The organism is Ochrobactrum sp. 19YEA23, from assembly GCF_029909865.1.
In the GTDB taxonomy this organism is placed as follows: domain Bacteria; phylum Pseudomonadota; class Alphaproteobacteria; order Rhizobiales; family Rhizobiaceae; genus Brucella; species Brucella gambitense.
The window spans coordinates 1-17,257 of record NZ_JASAMQ010000019.1; the positions used below are offsets into that span (position 1 = coordinate 1).

Sequence of the window (17,257 nt, forward strand, 5' to 3'; positions counted from 1 at the left end):
CGTCCCGATCGCCATGGAAGAGAAGCTCCGCTTCGCTATCCGTGAAGGTGGCCGCACCGTCGGTGCAGGCATCGTCGCTTCGATCATCGAGTAATGAATTATCATTGATCGGCGGTTCGCCGCCGGTCATTATGACGCCCAGCGTCATATAGGGGTATAGCTCAGTTGGTAGAGCGACGGTCTCCAAAACCGTAGGTCGCGGGTTCGAGCCCTGCTGCCCCTGCCATTTTTGAAACGGGTGTATGCGGCTTGACTGCATGCGCCCGTTTTCTATATAAGGATAAGTCTGGCAGCGTTTACGTTGCCTTAACTTTTTCGGCGCTGCTCGTATTGAGCGCTTTTATAGCGGTCTATGACATTGTCGGAGAATGATAATTTCCTGCCGGATTTGTTGGCCGGGCAGGGAAGGCCGCAATCACACGATTGAATGGTGTGGTAGAGCGGTGTGTGCAAGGGTCGGGTTTCCGACAAGCCTGTATGGTATTCTTTTAACCTTTGGGCTTGTGTTTTGTGGGAATCGATTCTATGTAACGTCAACAGACACGCGGTGCGTGGGGCTGATAATTCAGCTTTGCGCGCCGTATACGCGTGGGTTCCGGCTTCTGATTCGCTGATTGAAACGATTAGCTGCTCAAAGTTTGGAGGTCGCGCTCGATCAATGACAGAGCGGCAGATGGCATCCAAAACGAATCCGATCACCTTTCTTCAGCAGGTCCGCGCCGAAACGGCGAAAGTAACCTGGCCGACCCGGCGTGAAACGATTATCTCCACCATTATGGTGGTGATTATGGCGTTTCTGGCTGCTGCGTTCTTTTTCCTTGCCGACCAGCTTATGGCCTATGGCGTAGAATTTATTCTCGGCCTTGGTCGATAAGTCAGGATTGGGGAGTTTTTAGATGACGGCGCGCTGGTACATTGTTCATGCCTATTCAAATTTCGAAAAGAAGGTGGCTGAGGACATCGAAGCCAAAGCTGCGCAGAAGGGTCTGTCCAATCTGATTGAACAGATCGTTGTGCCGACCGAAAAGATCGTTGAAGTGCGCCGCGGCCGCAAGGTCGATGCTGAGCGCAAGTTCTTTCCGGGTTACGTGCTCGTGCACGCCACGCTGACCGACGCTGTCTTTTCGCTGATCAAGAATACGCCGCGCGTCACCGGTTTCCTCGGTGACTCCAAGCCGGTTCCGGTTTCCCAGAAGGAAGTCGATCAGATTCTGAACCAGGTTCAGGATGGTGTTGATCGTCCGAAGACCTCGGTCTCCTTCGAAATCGGTGAGCAGGTTCGCGTTTCCGACGGTCCGTTCGCATCGTTCAACGGTATCGTTCAGGAAGTCGACGAAGAGCGCGCGCGTCTCAAGGTTGAAGTTTCCATCTTCGGGCGCGCGACGCCTGTGGATCTGGAATACGGTCAGGTCGATAAGCTCTGATCGTTTGCCCGCAAGGGTATTTCACTCCGGAGCGAGATCCTGAATTGAGCCTGAGGGCATAAGCGGGATCAAAAATCCAACCGGAGTGGAAGTGGTGGAAGGGAAGGCGGCTTAGCCGGTCGTCGATATCCGCACCACCGAACTGCCCGTCAGTCTGACATTTGTCTGATTGGCGTCAGTCGAAAGCCGGATTTTCCGGCGTCAATCGAGAAGCCGGTTTTCCGGCATTGTAAAAAAAGGCAGAAAGTAATGGCTAAGAAAATTGCAGGCCAGCTCAAGCTGCAGGTAGCAGCCGGTGCGGCCAATCCGTCGCCTCCGATCGGCCCGGCTCTGGGTCAGCGCGGCATCAACATCATGGAATTCTGCAAGGCGTTCAACGCTGCCTCGCAGGAAATGGAAAAAGGTTCGCCGATTCCAGTCGTGATCACCTATTACCAGGACAAGTCTTTCACTTTTGTGATGAAGACCCCTCCGGTGACCTACTTCCTCAAGAAGGCCGCTAACCTCAAGTCCGGTTCGAAGACCCCGGGCAAGGCAAGCGCCGGCACGATCTCCCGCGACAAGGTTCGCACGATCGCTGAAGCGAAGATGAAAGATCTGAACGCCGCTGACATTGAAGCAGCGATGCGCATGATCGAAGGTTCTGCCCGTTCGATGGGCCTGGAAGTGGTGGGCTGAGACGATGGCGAAGATTTCCAAGCGCATTAACAAGATCCGCGAAGGCGTCGATCGTAACAAGCTGTACGATCTGTCGGCTGCTATCGGCCTCGTCAAGGAACGTGCAATCGCCAAGTTCGATGAAACCATCGAAATCGCGATGAACCTCGGCGTTGACCCGCGTCACGCTGACCAGATGGTTCGCGGCGTTGTCAACCTGCCGAACGGCACCGGCCGTACGGTTCGCGTTGCTGTTTTCGCACGTGGCGACAAGGCTGAAGAAGCCAAGAAGGCTGGCGCCGACATCGTCGGTGCGGAAGAACTGTTCGAAATCGTCAATGGCGGCAAGATCGACTTCGATCGCTGCATTGCAACCCCGGACATGATGCCGCTCGTCGGTCGTCTCGGTAAGGTTCTCGGCCCGCGTGGCATGATGCCGAACCCGAAGGTTGGCACCGTCACCACCGACGTTGCTGCCGCTGTTGCTGCTTCCAAGGGCGGTGCAGTTGAATTCCGCGTCGAGAAGGCTGGTATCATCCATGCCGGTATCGGCAAGGTTTCGTTCGACTCGCAGAAGCTCGAAGAAAACATCAAGGCATTCGCTGACGCCGTCATCAAGGCAAAGCCGACTGCTGCCAAGGGCGAATACGTCAAGCGCGTTTCGCTTTCCTCGACCATGGGCGTTGGCGTCAAGGTCGATCCGGCAACCGTCAAGGTCGTTGCTTAATCTATCAGGGCTCCGGTTCGCCGGAGCCTAAGCCTTTCCTTCAGGGGAGGGCGCATCGGCGGCACGCCGGCATCGCGAAAGCGGTCAAAGTGCAAGAATTCCGGATCGTATGATCCGGATAGCCGGACGAAAGTCCGGTTATCCTGTCCGAGATTGCAGGCGGATCATCATCTTCGGGTGATAGTCCTTAAACATACGGCCTGCATGAGACGTGGAATAACCCTGTTTCGCGTGTGAACGCATGCAAGGTTTGAACCGTAGTTGCCTTTGGGCAAAGCCTGCTTCTGCAGGTGGCGCTGAAGGGGACAGGATCCTCGAACGTCGGGCTGACTGTGAAGTTCGTCCGACAAAGGCAACCCGGCAGGGCCATGTGGTCCTGCCTACTGGAGAGAGACAGTGGATAGAGCGGAAAAACGCGAATTTGTCTCGTGGCTGAACGGCGCTTTTAAAGAGTCCGGTTCGGTCGTCGTGGCCCACTATACCGGTCTCACCGTTGCGCAGATGAGCGATCTTCGCTCGAAGATGCGTGATGCAGGTGGGTCCGTTAAAGTCGCGAAAAACCGCCTTGCCAAAATCGCTCTTCAGGGCACGGAATCGGAAGGCATTTCTGATCTGTTTACAGGTCAGACGGTTGTTGCTTATGCAAACGACCCGATTGCTGCTCCGAAAGTAGCCGTCGAATTCGCCAAGACTAACGACAAGCTCGTTATCCTTGGCGGTGCAATGGGTGCAACGACGCTTAACGCTGATGGCGTCAAGTCGCTTGCTTCGCTCCCATCGCTCGACGAACTGCGCGCAAAGCTGGTTGGAATGATCCAGACCCCGGCTCAGCGTCTCGCAGTACTTACCAGCGCACCAGCGGGCCAGATCGCTCGCGTTATTGGCGCGCACGCCCGGAAGAACGAGGCGGCGTAAGGCCGTTTTTCGCTGTCAATTGTTCAAACCTTGAAACTAAGGAAATACCAAAATGGCTGATCTCGCAAAGATCGTTGACGACCTGTCGGCACTGACCGTTCTCGAAGCTGCTGAGCTTTCGAAGCTTCTCGAAGAGAAGTGGGGCGTTTCGGCTGCTGCTCCTGTAGCAGTTGCTGCTGCTGGTGGCGCTGCTCCGGCCGCTGCTGCTGAAGAAAAGACCGAATTCGACGTCGTTCTCGTCGATGGCGGCGCTAACAAGATCAACGTGATCAAGGAAGTGCGCGCAATCACCGGTCTCGGCCTCAAGGAAGCTAAGGACCTCGTCGAAGGCGCTCCTAAGGCTGTCAAGGAAGCCGCTTCGAAGGACGAAGCTGAGAAGATCAAGGCACAGCTCGAAGCTGCTGGCGCCAAGGTCGAACTCAAGTAAGTTCGGACTATTCTGGCGGATGGTTTTCCATCCGCCAGTTTCCGCCCGTCAGACGGTGGATCGACTAAGTGGAAACCCTTTTTCTGAACGCCAGAGCGGCTTTCAGGAAATGGGTTTTAGCCCATTAGAGCACCTAAAGCGCGAATCAGCGAATAGGGTGCACTGATACGACGAGATTGCGCATGGTCGGTTTCAGGTCTCATCAACTTGAAAAGCCATACGCTCGAAGGACCGCCGCAAGGCGGCGCATGATAAAGGCCGCAAGGCGTGAGCAAGCCGCAAGGCTATAGAACGAGGAGCGACGATGGCTCAGACCCATTCATTCAATGGTCGCAAGCGCGTACGCAAATTTTTCGGCAAGATCCCAGAGGTCGCCGAGATGCCGAACCTTATCGAGGTTCAGAAGGCATCTTACGACCAGTTCCTAATGGTTGCAGAACCATCCGGTGGGCGTCCTGACGAGGGTTTGCAGGCGGTTTTCAAGTCTGTTTTCCCTATCCTGGATTTCTCCGGCGCTTCCATGCTCGAATTCGTCCGTTACGAATTCGATCCACCGAAGTTCGACGTTGACGAATGCCGTCAGCGCGACCTGACCTATTCTGCGCCGCTCAAGGTGACGCTGCGTCTTATCGTATTCGATATTGACGAAGATACCGGCGCGAAGTCCATCAAGGACATCAAGGAGCAGGACGTGTACATGGGCGATATGCCGCTCATGACCGACAACGGCACCTTCATCGTCAACGGCACGGAGCGCGTGATCGTTTCGCAGATGCACCGTTCGCCGGGCGTCTTCTTCGATCACGACAAGGGCAAAACCCACTCTTCGGGTAAGCTCCTGTTCGCTGCTCGCGTCATTCCTTACCGCGGTTCCTGGCTCGACATCGAGTTCGATTCCAAGGACATCGTCTATGCGCGTATCGACCGTCGCCGCAAGCTGCCGGCAACGACGCTGCTCATGGCGCTCGGCATGGACGGCGAAGAAATTCTGTCGACCTTCTACAAGACCGTCACCTATTCGCGTGACGGCGACAACTGGCGCATTCCGTATTCCGCTGACCGCTTCAAGGGCATGAAGATCATTTCCGATCTCATCGACGCGGATACGGGCGAAGTTGTTCTGGAAGCCGGTAAGAAGCTCACGGCCCGTTCGGCCAAGCAGCTTGCTGAAAAGGGTCTGAAGGCCATCAAGGCTACCGAAGACGACCTGTTCGGCGCTTATCTGGCGGAAGACGTTGTCAATTACGCAACCGGCGAGATCTATCTCGAAGCTGGTGACGAAATCGACGAGAAGGTCCTCAAGACGCTGCTCGACACCGGTGAAACCGAGATCAACGTTCTGGACATCGATCATATCAACATCGGCGGTTACATCCGTAACACGCTGGCTGTCGATAAGAACGAGAGCCGTCAGGACGCACTGTTCGACATCTACCGCGTGATGCGTCCGGGCGAACCGCCCACGATGGATTCCGCCGAAGCGATGTTCAACTCGCTGTTCTTCGATGCAGAACGTTACGACCTTTCGGCCGTCGGTCGCGTCAAGATGAACATGCGTCTGGACCTCGATGCGGAAGACACCGTGCGCGTGCTGCGCAAGGAAGACATTTTGGCCGTGGTCAAAATGCTCGTGGAACTGCGTGACGGTCGTGGCGAAATCGACGATATCGACAATCTTGGCAACCGCCGCGTGCGTTCGGTCGGCGAGCTGATGGAAAATCAGTACCGCGTCGGTCTGCTCCGCATGGAGCGCGCGATCAAGGAACGTATGTCCTCGATCGAAATCGACACGGTCATGCCGCAGGATCTCATCAACGCGAAGCCCGCAGCGGCTGCCGTTCGTGAATTCTTCGGTTCGTCGCAGCTGTCGCAGTTCATGGATCAGACCAACCCGCTTTCGGAAATCACCCACAAGCGCCGTCTTTCGGCTCTTGGACCGGGCGGTTTGACCCGTGAGCGCGCTGGCTTCGAAGTCCGTGACGTGCATCCGACCCACTATGGCCGTATCTGCCCGATTGAAACGCCGGAAGGCCCGAATATCGGTCTGATCAACTCGCTTGCAACCTTTGCCCGCGTCAACAAGTACGGCTTCATCGAAAGCCCGTACCGTAAGGTGATCGACGGCAAGGTAACGAACGACGTTGTCTATCTGTCGGCCATGGAAGAAGCCAAGCACTCGGTTGCCCAGGCAAACGTAGAGCTGGATGCACAGGGCGGTTTTGTTGACGAATTCGTCATCTGCCGTCATGCCGGTGAAGTGATGATGGCACCGCGTGAAAACGTGGACCTGATGGACGTTTCGCCGAAGCAGCTCGTTTCGGTTGCAGCAGCGCTCATTCCGTTCCTTGAAAACGACGACGCCAACCGCGCCCTCATGGGCTCGAACATGCAGCGTCAGGCTGTGCCGCTCGTTCGCGCTGAAGCGCCGTTCGTCGGTACGGGTATGGAACCGATTGTGGCTCGCGACTCCGGTGCAGCGATTGCAGCGCGTCGTGGCGGTTTCGTCGATCAGGTCGATGCGACCCGTATCGTTATCCGCGCTACGGAAGATCTCGATCCGTCCAAGTCGGGCGTCGATATCTATCGTCTGCAGAAGTTCCAGCGTTCGAACCAGTCGACCTGTATCAATCAGCGTCCGCTCGTTCGCGTCGGCGATCCGATCGGTAAGGGCGACATCATTGCTGACGGTCCGTCGACCGATCTCGGCGATCTGGCTCTCGGCCGCAACGTGCTTGTCGCGTTCATGCCGTGGAACGGCTACAACTATGAAGATTCGATCCTCCTCTCGGAAAAGATCGTTTCGGACGACGTGTTCACTTCGATCCACATCGAGGAATTCGAAGTTGCCGCCCGTGACACCAAGCTTGGACCTGAGGAAATCACCCGCGACATTCCGAACGTTTCGGAAGAAGCGCTGAAGAACCTCGACGAAGCCGGTATCGTTTATATCGGTGCTGAAGTGCATCCTGGCGACATTCTTGTCGGCAAGATCACCCCGAAGGGCGAAAGCCCGATGACGCCGGAAGAAAAGCTTCTGCGCGCCATCTTCGGTGAAAAGGCGTCCGACGTTCGTGACACCTCCATGCGCATGCCGCCCGGAACCTACGGTACCGTTGTGGAAGTTCGCGTTTTCAATCGCCACGGCGTTGAAAAGGACGAACGCGCCATGGCTATCGAGCGCGAGGAAATCGAGCGTCTCGCCAAGGACCGTGACGACGAACAGGCTATCCTGGACCGCAACGTCTATGGCCGCCTCGCCGACATGATCGATGGCAAGGTTGCCGCTGCCGGCCCGAAGGGCTTCAAGAAGGGCACGACGATCAGCCGCGAACTCATGACCGAGTATCCGCGTTCGCAATGGTGGCAGTTTGCTGTTGAAGACGAAAAGCTTCAGGGTGAATTGGAAGCTCTGCGTGGCCAGTACGATGAATCCAAGAAGCTGCTCGAAGCACGCTTCATGGACAAGGTCGAAAAGGTACAGCGCGGCGACGAGATGCCTCCAGGCGTCATGAAGATGGTCAAGGTCTTTGTCGCTGTGAAGCGCAAGATCCAGCCAGGCGACAAGATGGCTGGCCGTCACGGCAACAAGGGTGTGGTTTCGCGCATTCTGCCGGTCGAAGACATGCCGTTCCTCGAAGACGGTACGCATGCTGACATCGTGCTGAACCCGCTTGGCGTTCCGAGCCGTATGAACGTGGGCCAGATTCTGGAAACCCACCTCGGCTGGGCTTGCGCTGGCATGGGCAAGAAGATCGGTGAGCTTCTCGACGTTTACCGCAAGACGGCCAATATTGAGCCGCTGCGCGAGACGCTGGAGCACATCTATCCGGACAACGACCGCAATGAGCCGATCCGGTCTTATGATGACGATTCCGTTGTCATGCTGGCCAATCAGGTGAAGCGCGGCGTGTCCATCGCAACGCCGGTCTTCGACGGTGCCGTCGAAGCCGACATCAATGCGATGCTGACGGATGCCGGTCTTGCGACCTCGGGTCAGTCGACGCTGTATGATGGACGTACGGGTGAGCCGTTCGACCGTCAGGTGACCATGGGCTACATCTACATGTTGAAGCTCCACCACCTGGTCGACGACAAGATCCACGCCCGTTCGATCGGACCTTACTCGCTCGTTACGCAGCAGCCTCTGGGCGGCAAGGCCCAGTTCGGTGGCCAGCGCTTCGGCGAAATGGAGGTCTGGGCACTGGAAGCATACGGTGCAGCTTACACGCTGCAGGAAATGCTTACGGTCAAGTCGGACGACGTGGCAGGCCGTACCAAGGTCTACGAAGCCATCGTGCGCGGAGACGACACGTTCGAAGCGGGTATTCCAGAGAGCTTCAACGTTCTCGTCAAGGAAATGCGCTCGCTCGGCCTCAATGTCGAACTCGACGACACGCGCGATGCTGAACAGCCGGCCCTGCCGGACGCTGCAGAGTAAAAAAATCGAGGCGCGCCATGGTCTTGCCGTGGCGCGCCCGTATACTCGTTTCCAGTGAAGGCGAATTTATTTGCCGCAAGAGGGAACGAGACTACGGCAAGCCAGTTCAAAACTGAGTAGTACCGCGATTTCTTTTCCGGATGGCAGGGATTTTCAGCCTGTCATCGACGACACACAGGGCGGCGGATCGCCCTTAAGGAGAACGGCATGAACCAAGAGGTCATGAATCTTTTCAATCCTCAGGCTCCAGCGCAAACGTTCGATTCCATCAGAATCTCGATCGCCAGCCCTGAGAAGATTCTGTCCTGGTCATACGGCGAGATCAAGAAGCCGGAGACTATCAACTACCGTACGTTCAAGCCAGAACGCGATGGTCTCTTCTGCGCGCGCATCTTCGGCCCGATCAAGGACTATGAATGCTTGTGCGGCAAGTACAAGCGTATGAAATACAAGGGCATCATCTGCGAAAAGTGCGGTGTTGAAGTCACGCTCTCGCGCGTTCGTCGCGAGCGTATGGGCCACATCGAACTCGCAGCTCCGGTTGCTCACATCTGGTTTTTGAAGTCGCTGCCGAGCCGTATCGGCACGCTGCTGGACATGACGCTCAAGGATATTGAGCGCGTCCTGTATTTCGAAAACTACATCGTGACCGAACCGGGCCTGACCTCGCTGAAGGAGCATCAGCTTCTTTCGGAAGAGGAATATATGATCGCCGTCGATGAATTCGGCGAAGATCAGTTCACGGCTCTTATTGGTGCAGAAGCTATCTACGAGCTTTTGGCTTCGATGGAACTCGAAAAGATTGCCGCCGATCTGCGCGTCGATCTGGCCGAGACCACCTCGGACCTGAAGCAGAAGAAGCTGATGAAGCGTCTGAAGATCGTCGAAAACTTTCTGGAGTCGGGAAACCGCCCGGAATGGATGATCATGAAGATCGTTCCGGTCATTCCGCCGGATCTGCGTCCGCTCGTCCCGCTGGACGGCGGTCGTTTCGCGACGTCGGATCTGAACGATCTGTACCGCCGCGTTATCAACCGTAACAACCGTCTGAAGCGTCTGATCGAACTGCGCGCACCGGGCATCATCATCCGTAACGAAAAGCGCATGCTGCAGGAAGCTGTGGACGCGCTGTTCGACAACGGCCGTCGTGGCCGCGTGATCACCGGCGCCAACAAGCGTCCGCTGAAGTCGCTGTCTGATATGCTCAAGGGCAAGCAGGGCCGCTTCCGTCAGAACCTGCTCGGCAAGCGCGTCGACTATTCTGGCCGTTCGGTTATCGTGACCGGTCCGGAACTGAAGCTGCACCAGTGCGGTCTGCCGAAGAAGATGGCGCTCGAGCTGTTCAAGCCGTTCATCTACGCTCGCCTTGACGCCAAGGGCTATTCGTCCACCGTCAAGCAGGCGAAGAAGCTGGTTGAAAAGGAACGTCCGGAAGTCTGGGATATCCTTGACGAAGTGATCCGTGAGCATCCGGTTCTTCTGAACCGCGCTCCGACGCTGCACCGTCTTGGCATTCAGGCCTTCGAACCCACTCTGATCGAAGGCAAGGCAATCCAGCTGCATCCGCTCGTTTGTACGGCGTTCAACGCCGACTTCGACGGTGACCAGATGGCTGTTCACGTGCCGCTGTCGCTTGAAGCCCAGCTTGAAGCACGCGTGCTGATGATGTCGACCAACAACATCCTGCACCCGGCAAACGGCGCGCCGATCATCGTTCCTTCGCAGGACATGGTTCTTGGCCTCTATTATCTGTCCATCGTGGCAGACAAGGAGCCGGGCGAGGGCATGATGTTTGCCGATATGGGCGAGCTTCAGCACGCGCTGGAAACCAAGACTGTCACGCTGCACACCAAGATCAAGGGCCGTTTCAAGACGGTTGATGCCGAGGGCAAGCCTGTGTCGAAGATTTACGACACGACGCCTGGCCGCATGATCACGGGTGAACTGCTGCCGAAGAACGCCATGGTGCCGTTCGACATCTGCAATCAGGAGATGACGAAGAAGAACATCTCCAAGATGATCGACCACGTCTACCGCCATTGCGGTCAGAAAGAGACGGTTATCTTCTGCGATCGCATCATGCAGCTCGGCTTTGCCCATGCCTGCCGTGCGGGTATCTCGTTTGGTAAGGATGACATGGTCATTCCGGACACCAAGGCGAAGATCGTTGCGGACACCGAAGCGCTTACGACTGAATACGAACAGCAGTACAATGACGGCCTGATCACTCAGGGCGAAAAGTACAACAAGGTCGTTGACGCTTGGGGTAAGGCAACCGACAAGATCACCGAAGAGATGATGGCGCGCCTGAAGGCCGTCGAGTTCGATCCGGTGACCGGTCGCCAGAAGCAGATGAACTCGGTCTACATGATGTCGCATTCGGGTGCCCGTGGTTCGGTCAACCAGATGCGTCAGCTTGGCGGTATGCGCGGCCTGATGGCCAAGCCGTCGGGTGAAATCATCGAAACGCCGATCATCTCGAACTTCAAGGAAGGCCTGACCGTTAACGAGTACTTCAACTCGACCCACGGTGCCCGTAAGGGTCTGGCAGACACCGCCTTGAAGACCGCTAACTCGGGCTACCTGACCCGTCGTCTCGTTGACGTTGCACAGGATGCGATCATTTCGGAAGTCGATTGCGGCGCCGAAATCGGTCTCACCATGCAGCCGATCGTCGATGCTGGTCAGATCGTGGCTTCGATCGGTCAGCGCGTTCTGGGCCGTACGGCTCTCGATCCGATCCTGCATCCGACCACCGGCGAAGTCATCGTCGAAGCCGGCCGCATGATCGAGGAAAAGGACGTCGAGATCATCGAGAAGGCGGCGATCCAGTCGATCCGTATTCGTTCGGCACTGACCTGCGAAACCCGCAACGGCGTTTGCGCCAAGTGCTATGGTCGCGACCTTGCACGCGGTACTCCGGTCAACCAGGGTGAAGCTGTCGGCGTTATCGCTGCTCAGTCGATCGGCGAGCCGGGCACCCAGCTCACCATGCGTACCTTCCACTTGGGCGGCACGGCACAGGTTGTCGACTCGTCCTATCTGGAAGCTTCGTATGAAGGTACCGTCAAGCTGCGTAACCGCAATGTGGTTCGCAACTCCGATGGCAACCTCGTGGTGATGGGCCGTAACATGGCTGTTCTGATCCTCGACAACACGGGCAAGGAACGTGCGGTCCATCGCGTGACCTACGGTTCGCGTCTGTTCGTTGACGAGGCCGACACGGTCAAGCGCGGTCAGCGTATTGCCGAGTGGGATCCGTACACCCGTCCGATCATGACCGAAGTTGAAGGCTACGTTGAGTTCGAAGATCTCGTCGATGGTCTTTCGGTTTCGGAATCGGCTGACGAGTCGACCGGTATCACCAAGCGCGTCGTTATCGACTGGCGTTCGACCCCTCGCGGTTCGGATCTCAAGCCTGCCATGGTCATCAAGGACAAGGCTGGCAAGATCCTCAAGCTGTCGAAGGGTGGCGATGCCCGCTTCATGCTCTCGGTGGAATCGATCCTTTCGGTCGAACCGGGCAGCCATGTGAAGGCTGGTGACGTTATCGCCCGTCTGCCGATGGAAAGCGCCAAGACCAAGGACATCACCGGTGGTCTGCCGCGCGTTGCCGAACTGTTCGAAGCACGTCGTCCGAAGGACCATGCCGTCATCGCAGAGATCGATGGTACCGTTCGTTTCGGTCGCGACTACAAGAACAAGCGTCGCATCATCATCGAGCCGAACGACGAAACGGTCGAGCCGGTCGAGTACCTCATTCCGAAGGGCAAGCCGTTCCATCTTCAGGACGGCGACGTCATCGAAAAGGGTGAGTACATCCTCGACGGCAACCCGGCGCCGCATGACATTCTGGCGATCAAGGGCGTCGAAGCTTTGGCTTCGTACCTCGTGAACGAAATCCAGGAAGTCTATCGTTTGCAGGGCGTTTTGATCAACGACAAGCACATCGAAGTGATTGTCCGTCAGATGCTGCAGAAGGTCGAGATCACCGATTCCGGCGATACCGGTTACATCACCGGCGATCACGTGGATCGTATCGAACTCGACGAGATCAACGAACGTCTGGTCGAAGAAGGCAAGAAGCCGGGTTACGGCAATCCTGTTCTCCTCGGTATCACCAAGGCTTCGTTGCAGACTCCGTCCTTCATCTCGGCTGCGTCGTTCCAGGAAACGACCCGCGTGCTTACCGAAGCTGCGGTTGCCGGCAAGATGGACACGCTGCAGGGTCTCAAGGAAAACGTCATCGTCGGCCGTCTCATCCCGGCTGGTACTGGCGGCATGACCAACCAGATCCGTCGCATCGCGACGGCTCGCGACGAGCTGATCATCGACGAGCGCCGCAAGTCTTCCGGTTCGTCGGAAGCCAATGCGATGCTGGTGGACATGACCAACAACGCTGCCGAGTAATCGGTAGATACAAAATTGAAAAAGGCCGCCTTTCGAGGCGGCCTTTTTGTTTGTCTCTATGAGCGGGAGAGGCGGCACCGTGAAAGCAAAAGAAAAAGGCGCATCCGGTTTTCGGAATGCGCCTTGTCCTATGAAGCATTTTCCGCAGAGTGCTTCGCACCCGTGCCGGAAAACCCCTCTCTAAATCTTACTCTTCTTCTTCGTCGTCGCCGTCGAATTCGATCAGCGCGACTTCACCGCTAAGAGCGGTTGCCCATGCACTTTTATGCGGCTCTTCGGCAGGCTCTTCGGTGAGGGTGCCCATCTCGAGAAGTTCGGCTTCATGATAACCTTCTTCGGCGAGAATTCCGAGAACGGTCTGAACCAGATCTTCGTCTTCGTCAGCCTTCATGAGCAGATGCACTTCGACGGGGGATTCTTCACCTTCGTTCCAGACGTCTGCGATGATGAGGTGGACCGTTGGCGAATCGTCGCCGGTGGATGCGGTAGTGGAAGACATTGAGAATCTCTTAATATTGGGTTGCGTTTCGACTCGGATGTGTTTCAATAACGGCTCCGGGGCGTCAACGCTATGCTGCCACGCAAAAATGACGGTTTTGATCGCGAAATAAGTGCGATTTAGCGCTGATCACAGCGCAATAACCTGTCCGGCCAATGCCGAAACGCCGGTTTCCTGCCCTTTGGCTAAGAAACTTGGCTCTGCTCCCTTGACGAAACGTCGCGAAAGACGTATCAGCAGCCCATCTGAGCCGATGTGAGACTGGCTTGTTCGGGACGACGCGTCCTGAAGTTCGTCTCAAACAGGGTTCGTTTTACGATCGAAATGCAATTTGCCGTTCGCATGAAGCGTCAGCTTCCTCTGCTTTTGTTCGGGGTGGTCACCGGTTGTCGTGACTTGTCCCGAATTCGTGCATCAGCATGGCGGTGAAACGGCCCATATGGGCGTGGATACGAGATTTTTTATAGAGGAAGGTTGTATGCCAACCGTAAACCAGCTTATCCGCAAGCCGCGCATTGCGCCGGTAAAGCGCAATAAGGTTCCTGCACTGCAGGCAAACCCTCAAAAGCGCGGCGTTTGCACCCGCGTGTACACGACGACCCCGAAGAAGCCGAACTCGGCTCTCCGTAAGGTTGCCAAGGTTCGTCTGACGAACGGCTTCGAAGTTATCGGTTATATCCCTGGTGAAGGGCATAACCTGCAGGAGCACTCGGTCGTCATGATCCGCGGCGGTCGCGTAAAGGACTTGCCGGGTGTGCGTTACCACATCATCCGCGGCGTTCTCGATACCCAGGGTGTCAAGAACCGCAAGCAGCGCCGTTCGAAGTACGGTGCAAAGCGTCCAAAGTAAGATTTTCCGGGGATACCGGCTGCCGTAAGGTGAGCTGAGCCCGATGTAATTGAAAGAAAAGACGAAATGTCTAGACGTCATAAAGCTGAGAAGCGTGAGATCAATCCGGATCCAAAGTTCGGCGATCTCGTTATCACGAAGTTCATGAATGCAGTCATGCTGCATGGCAAGAAGTCGGTTGCTGAAAGCATCGTTTACGGTGCGCTCGATTCAATCGAAGCCAAGGCAAAGTCCGAGCCGGTCGCGCTGTTCCATCAGGCGCTCGACAACGTAGCTCCGCACGTCGAAGTCCGTTCGCGCCGCGTCGGTGGTGCAACCTATCAGGTTCCGGTCGATGTGCGTCCAGAACGCCGCCAGGCACTTGCCATCCGTTGGCTCATCAATGCAGCTCGTGGCCGTAACGAGACGACAATGATCGATCGTCTTTCCGGTGAGCTGCTTGACGCTGCTAACAACCGTGGTTCTGCTGTGAAGAAGCGTGAAGACACGCACCGCATGGCTGAAGCCAACCGCGCCTTCTCGCATTACCGCTGGTAATCGTCGAAACCTATTCAAAGAGCGACTATCATGGCCCGCGAATACAAAATCGAAGACTACCGCAATTTCGGTATCATGGCTCACATCGACGCCGGTAAGACGACGATGACCGAGCGCATCCTGTTCTATACCGGTAAGAACCATAAGATCGGCGAAACCCACGATGGTGCGTCGACCATGGACTGGATGGAGCAGGAACAGGAACGCGGTATCACCATCACGTCCGCTGCTACGACCACGTTCTGGCAGGGTCAGGATGGCAAGAAGCGCCGCTTCAACATCATCGACACTCCGGGCCACGTCGACTTCACGATTGAAGTCGAGCGTTCGCTCCGTGTTCTCGACGGCGCAATCGCGCTGCTCGACGCCAACGCTGGCGTTGAGCCTCAGACGGAAACCGTGTGGCGTCAGGCTGAAAAGTACCACGTCCCGCGTATGGTCTTCGTCAACAAGATGGACAAGATCGGTGCTGACTTCTTCCGTTGCGTAGAAATGGTCGGTTCGCGTCTTGGCGCTATTGCACTTCCGGTTCAGCTGCCGATTGGCGCTGAAAACGAATTCACTGGCGTAATCGATCTGATCGAAATGAAGGCCCTGACCTGGGACGGCTCCATCGGCGCTGCTGCCGAAGTTGGCGAAATCCCAGCAGACCTCAAGGATCAGGCTGAAGAGTACCGTGAAAAGCTCATTGAGCTGGCCGTGGAAATTGACGAAGCTGCAATGGAAGCTTACCTCGAAGGCACCATGCCGACGAACGAACAGCTCCGTGCACTGATCCGCCGTGGTACCATCGACGTTAAGTTCCATCCGGTTCTTTGCGGTACGGCGTTCAAGAACCGTGGCATTCAGCCGCTTCTCGACGCTGTTGTGGAATTCCTGCCGGCTCCGACCGATGTTCCTGCAATTAAGGGCATCGACGTCAAGACCGAAACGGAAACCACCCGTGAATCTTCGGATGAAGCACCGCTTTCGATGCTCGCATTCAAGATCATGAACGATCCGTTCGTTGGTTCGCTGACCTTCGCCCGTATTTACTCGGGCAAGCTGACCAAGGGCATTTCGCTCGAAAACACCGTCAAGGGCAAGCGTGAGCGCATCGGCCGTATGCTGCAGATGCACTCGAACAGCCGTGAAGACATCGAAGAAGCCTTCGCAGGCGACATCGTTGCTCTGGCTGGCCTCAAGGAAACCACCACTGGCGATACGCTCTGCGATCCGCTGAAGCCGGTTATCCTTGAACGCATGGAATTCCCGGATCCGGTTATCGAAATCGCGATCGAGCCTAAGACCAAGGCTGACCAGGAAAAGATGGGCATCGCGCTCAATCGTCTGGCTGCTGAAGATCCTTCGTTCCGCGTCAAGTCGGATGAAGAATCCGGTCAGACCATCATCGCCGGCATGGGCGAACTTCACCTCGACATTCTCGTCGATCGCATGAAGCGCGAATTCAAGGTTGAAGCTAACGTCGGTGCTCCGCAGGTTGCTTACCGTGAATCGATCACCCGTCAGGCTGAAATCGATTACACCCACAAGAAGCAGTCGGGTGGTTCGGGTCAGTTTGCTCGCGTGAAGATCATCTTCGAACCGCATGATGGCGACGATTTCATCTTCGAATCGAAGATCGTCGGCGGCTCGGTTCCGAAGGAATACATTCCGGGTGTCCAGAAGGGTATCGAAAGCGTCATGGGTGCGGGTCCGCTCGCCGGCTTCCCAATGCTCGGCGTGAAGGCCACCCTGATCGATGGCGCATACCATGACGTTGACTCGTCTGTTCTCGCCTTCGAAATCGCGTCCCGTGCAGCGTTCCGTGAAGGTGCGCAGAAGGCTGGCGCCCAGCTCCTCGAACCGATCATGAAGGTCGAGGTTGTTACGCCGGAAGATTACGTTGGTGACGTTATCGGCGATCTGAACTCGCGTCGCGGTCAGATTTCCGGCACCGAAGCCCGCGGCATCGCCACGGTCGTCAATGCAAACGTTCCGCTTGCCAACATGTTTGGCTACGTGAACTCGTTGCGTTCGATGTCCCAGGGCCGTGCACAGTACACGATGCAGTTCGACCATTATGAGCCGGTTCCGACGGCGGTCGCACAGGAAATCCAAAAGAAGTTTGCGTAATCGGAGCGCATGTCTCCCGGAAGTGGATACCGGTTCCGGGAGAAAGACATGCGTAATCTAAAGGTTACGCTCCCAATCAAAAGAATGCCTGAGCAGGCTAAATTTACGGAGAGCTCAAATGGCAAAGAGTAAGTTTGAACGTACGAAGCCACACGTTAACATTGGCACCATCGGTCACGTTGACCATGGCAAGACCTCGCTGACTGCGGCAATCACGAAGTTTTTCGGTGAATTCAAGGCGTATGACCAGATCGACGC

13 protein-coding genes, 1 tRNA gene and 1 pseudogene are annotated in these 17,257 nt (G+C 56.3%); 14 read left to right on the plus strand and 1 reads right to left on the minus strand.

What is annotated here, in order from left to right; translation table 11 throughout:
* The 10 genes and pseudogenes from QBD01_RS25240 to rpoC all read left to right on the plus strand — a co-directional run.
* Nucleotides 1–94: pseudogene (locus QBD01_RS25240) on the plus strand (elongation factor Tu); the annotation flags it as partial.
* A 56-nt stretch (nt 95–150) separates the two neighbouring features.
* Nucleotides 151–226 (plus strand) — tRNA-Trp (locus QBD01_RS25245).
* A 447-nt stretch (nt 227–673) separates the two neighbouring features.
* Nucleotides 674–874 (plus strand): preprotein translocase subunit SecE, encoded by a 201-nt coding sequence (secE, locus tag QBD01_RS25250; RefSeq protein ID WP_078341276.1) that lies wholly within the window; start codon nt 674–676, stop codon nt 872–874.
* Between the two features lie 22 nt (nt 875–896).
* Nucleotides 897–1,424: a transcription termination/antitermination protein NusG gene (nusG, locus tag QBD01_RS25255; RefSeq protein WP_078341275.1), complete on the plus strand. Its 528-nt coding sequence runs from the start codon at nt 897–899 to the stop codon at nt 1,422–1,424.
* 249 nt (nt 1,425–1,673) lie between these two features.
* Nucleotides 1,674–2,102 (plus strand): 50S ribosomal protein L11, encoded by a 429-nt coding sequence (rplK, locus tag QBD01_RS25260; protein WP_010659903.1) that lies wholly within the window; start codon nt 1,674–1,676, stop codon nt 2,100–2,102.
* Nucleotides 2,103–2,106: 4 nt separating this feature from the next.
* Nucleotides 2,107–2,808 carry a 50S ribosomal protein L1 gene (gene rplA / locus QBD01_RS25265; protein ID WP_280995024.1) on the plus strand — a complete coding sequence of 234 codons (702 nt, stop codon included), beginning with the start codon at nt 2,107–2,109 and terminating at the stop codon, nt 2,806–2,808.
* 396 nt (nt 2,809–3,204) lie between these two features.
* The gene (gene rplJ, locus QBD01_RS25270) at nt 3,205–3,723 is read left to right on the plus strand and encodes a 50S ribosomal protein L10 (protein WP_182523226.1); all 519 of its coding nucleotides are present in this window, start codon (nt 3,205–3,207) and stop codon (nt 3,721–3,723) included.
* A gap of 52 nt (nt 3,724–3,775) precedes the next feature.
* Nucleotides 3,776–4,150: a 50S ribosomal protein L7/L12 gene (gene rplL / locus QBD01_RS25275; RefSeq protein ID WP_061346151.1), complete on the plus strand. Its 375-nt coding sequence runs from the start codon at nt 3,776–3,778 to the stop codon at nt 4,148–4,150.
* A 304-nt stretch (nt 4,151–4,454) separates the two neighbouring features.
* Nucleotides 4,455–8,588, plus strand: a complete 4,134-nt coding sequence (gene rpoB / locus QBD01_RS25280) for a DNA-directed RNA polymerase subunit beta (RefSeq protein ID WP_280995025.1) — start codon at nt 4,455–4,457, stop codon at nt 8,586–8,588.
* Nucleotides 8,589–8,795: 207 nt separating this feature from the next.
* On the plus strand, nt 8,796–12,998 hold the full coding sequence (gene rpoC, locus QBD01_RS25285; protein WP_280995026.1) for a DNA-directed RNA polymerase subunit beta': 4,203 nt from the start codon (nt 8,796–8,798) through the stop codon (nt 12,996–12,998).
* Between the two features lie 187 nt (nt 12,999–13,185).
* Here the strand turns inward: rpoC and QBD01_RS25290 are convergent, their stop codons facing one another.
* Entirely contained in the window at nt 13,186–13,497 is a 312-nt protein-coding gene (locus QBD01_RS25290) for a hypothetical protein (protein ID WP_182523223.1), read from the minus strand.
* A gap of 478 nt (nt 13,498–13,975) precedes the next feature.
* Here QBD01_RS25290 and rpsL point away from each other — a divergent pair, with 478 nt between their 5' ends.
* The 4 genes from rpsL to QBD01_RS25310 all read left to right on the plus strand — a co-directional run.
* Complete coding sequence (gene rpsL, locus QBD01_RS25295) at nt 13,976–14,347, plus strand: 30S ribosomal protein S12 (RefSeq protein WP_006471111.1); 372 nt, start codon at nt 13,976–13,978, stop codon at nt 14,345–14,347.
* A 66-nt stretch (nt 14,348–14,413) separates the two neighbouring features.
* The gene (gene rpsG, locus QBD01_RS25300) at nt 14,414–14,884 is read left to right on the plus strand and encodes a 30S ribosomal protein S7 (RefSeq protein WP_105542090.1); all 471 of its coding nucleotides are present in this window, start codon (nt 14,414–14,416) and stop codon (nt 14,882–14,884) included.
* A 30-nt stretch (nt 14,885–14,914) separates the two neighbouring features.
* The gene (fusA, locus tag QBD01_RS25305) at nt 14,915–16,999 is read left to right on the plus strand and encodes an elongation factor G (protein WP_078341268.1); all 2,085 of its coding nucleotides are present in this window, start codon (nt 14,915–14,917) and stop codon (nt 16,997–16,999) included.
* 118 nt (nt 17,000–17,117) lie between these two features.
* Nucleotides 17,118–17,257 (plus strand): GTP-binding protein (locus tag QBD01_RS25310; protein ID WP_280995027.1); only part of this gene is annotated, 140 nt, incomplete at its 3' end.

Coding starts and splice junctions, on each gene's coding strand:
- secE (WP_078341276.1), top strand. CDS start 674: ATGGCATCCAAAACGAATCCGATCACCTTTCTTCAGCAGGTCCGCGCC.
- nusG (WP_078341275.1), top strand. CDS start 897: ATGACGGCGCGCTGGTACATTGTTCATGCCTATTCAAATTTCGAAAAG.
- rplK (WP_010659903.1), top strand. CDS start 1,674: ATGGCTAAGAAAATTGCAGGCCAGCTCAAGCTGCAGGTAGCAGCCGGT.
- rplA (WP_280995024.1), top strand. CDS start 2,107: ATGGCGAAGATTTCCAAGCGCATTAACAAGATCCGCGAAGGCGTCGAT.
- rplL (WP_061346151.1), top strand. CDS start 3,776: ATGGCTGATCTCGCAAAGATCGTTGACGACCTGTCGGCACTGACCGTT.
- rpoB (WP_280995025.1), top strand. CDS start 4,455: ATGGCTCAGACCCATTCATTCAATGGTCGCAAGCGCGTACGCAAATTT.
- rpoC (WP_280995026.1), top strand. CDS start 8,796: ATGAACCAAGAGGTCATGAATCTTTTCAATCCTCAGGCTCCAGCGCAA.
- QBD01_RS25290 (WP_182523223.1), bottom strand. CDS start 13,497: ATGTCTTCCACTACCGCATCCACCGGCGACGATTCGCCAACGGTCCAC.
- rpsL (WP_006471111.1), top strand. CDS start 13,976: ATGCCAACCGTAAACCAGCTTATCCGCAAGCCGCGCATTGCGCCGGTA.
- rpsG (WP_105542090.1), top strand. CDS start 14,414: ATGTCTAGACGTCATAAAGCTGAGAAGCGTGAGATCAATCCGGATCCA.
- fusA (WP_078341268.1), top strand. CDS start 14,915: ATGGCCCGCGAATACAAAATCGAAGACTACCGCAATTTCGGTATCATG.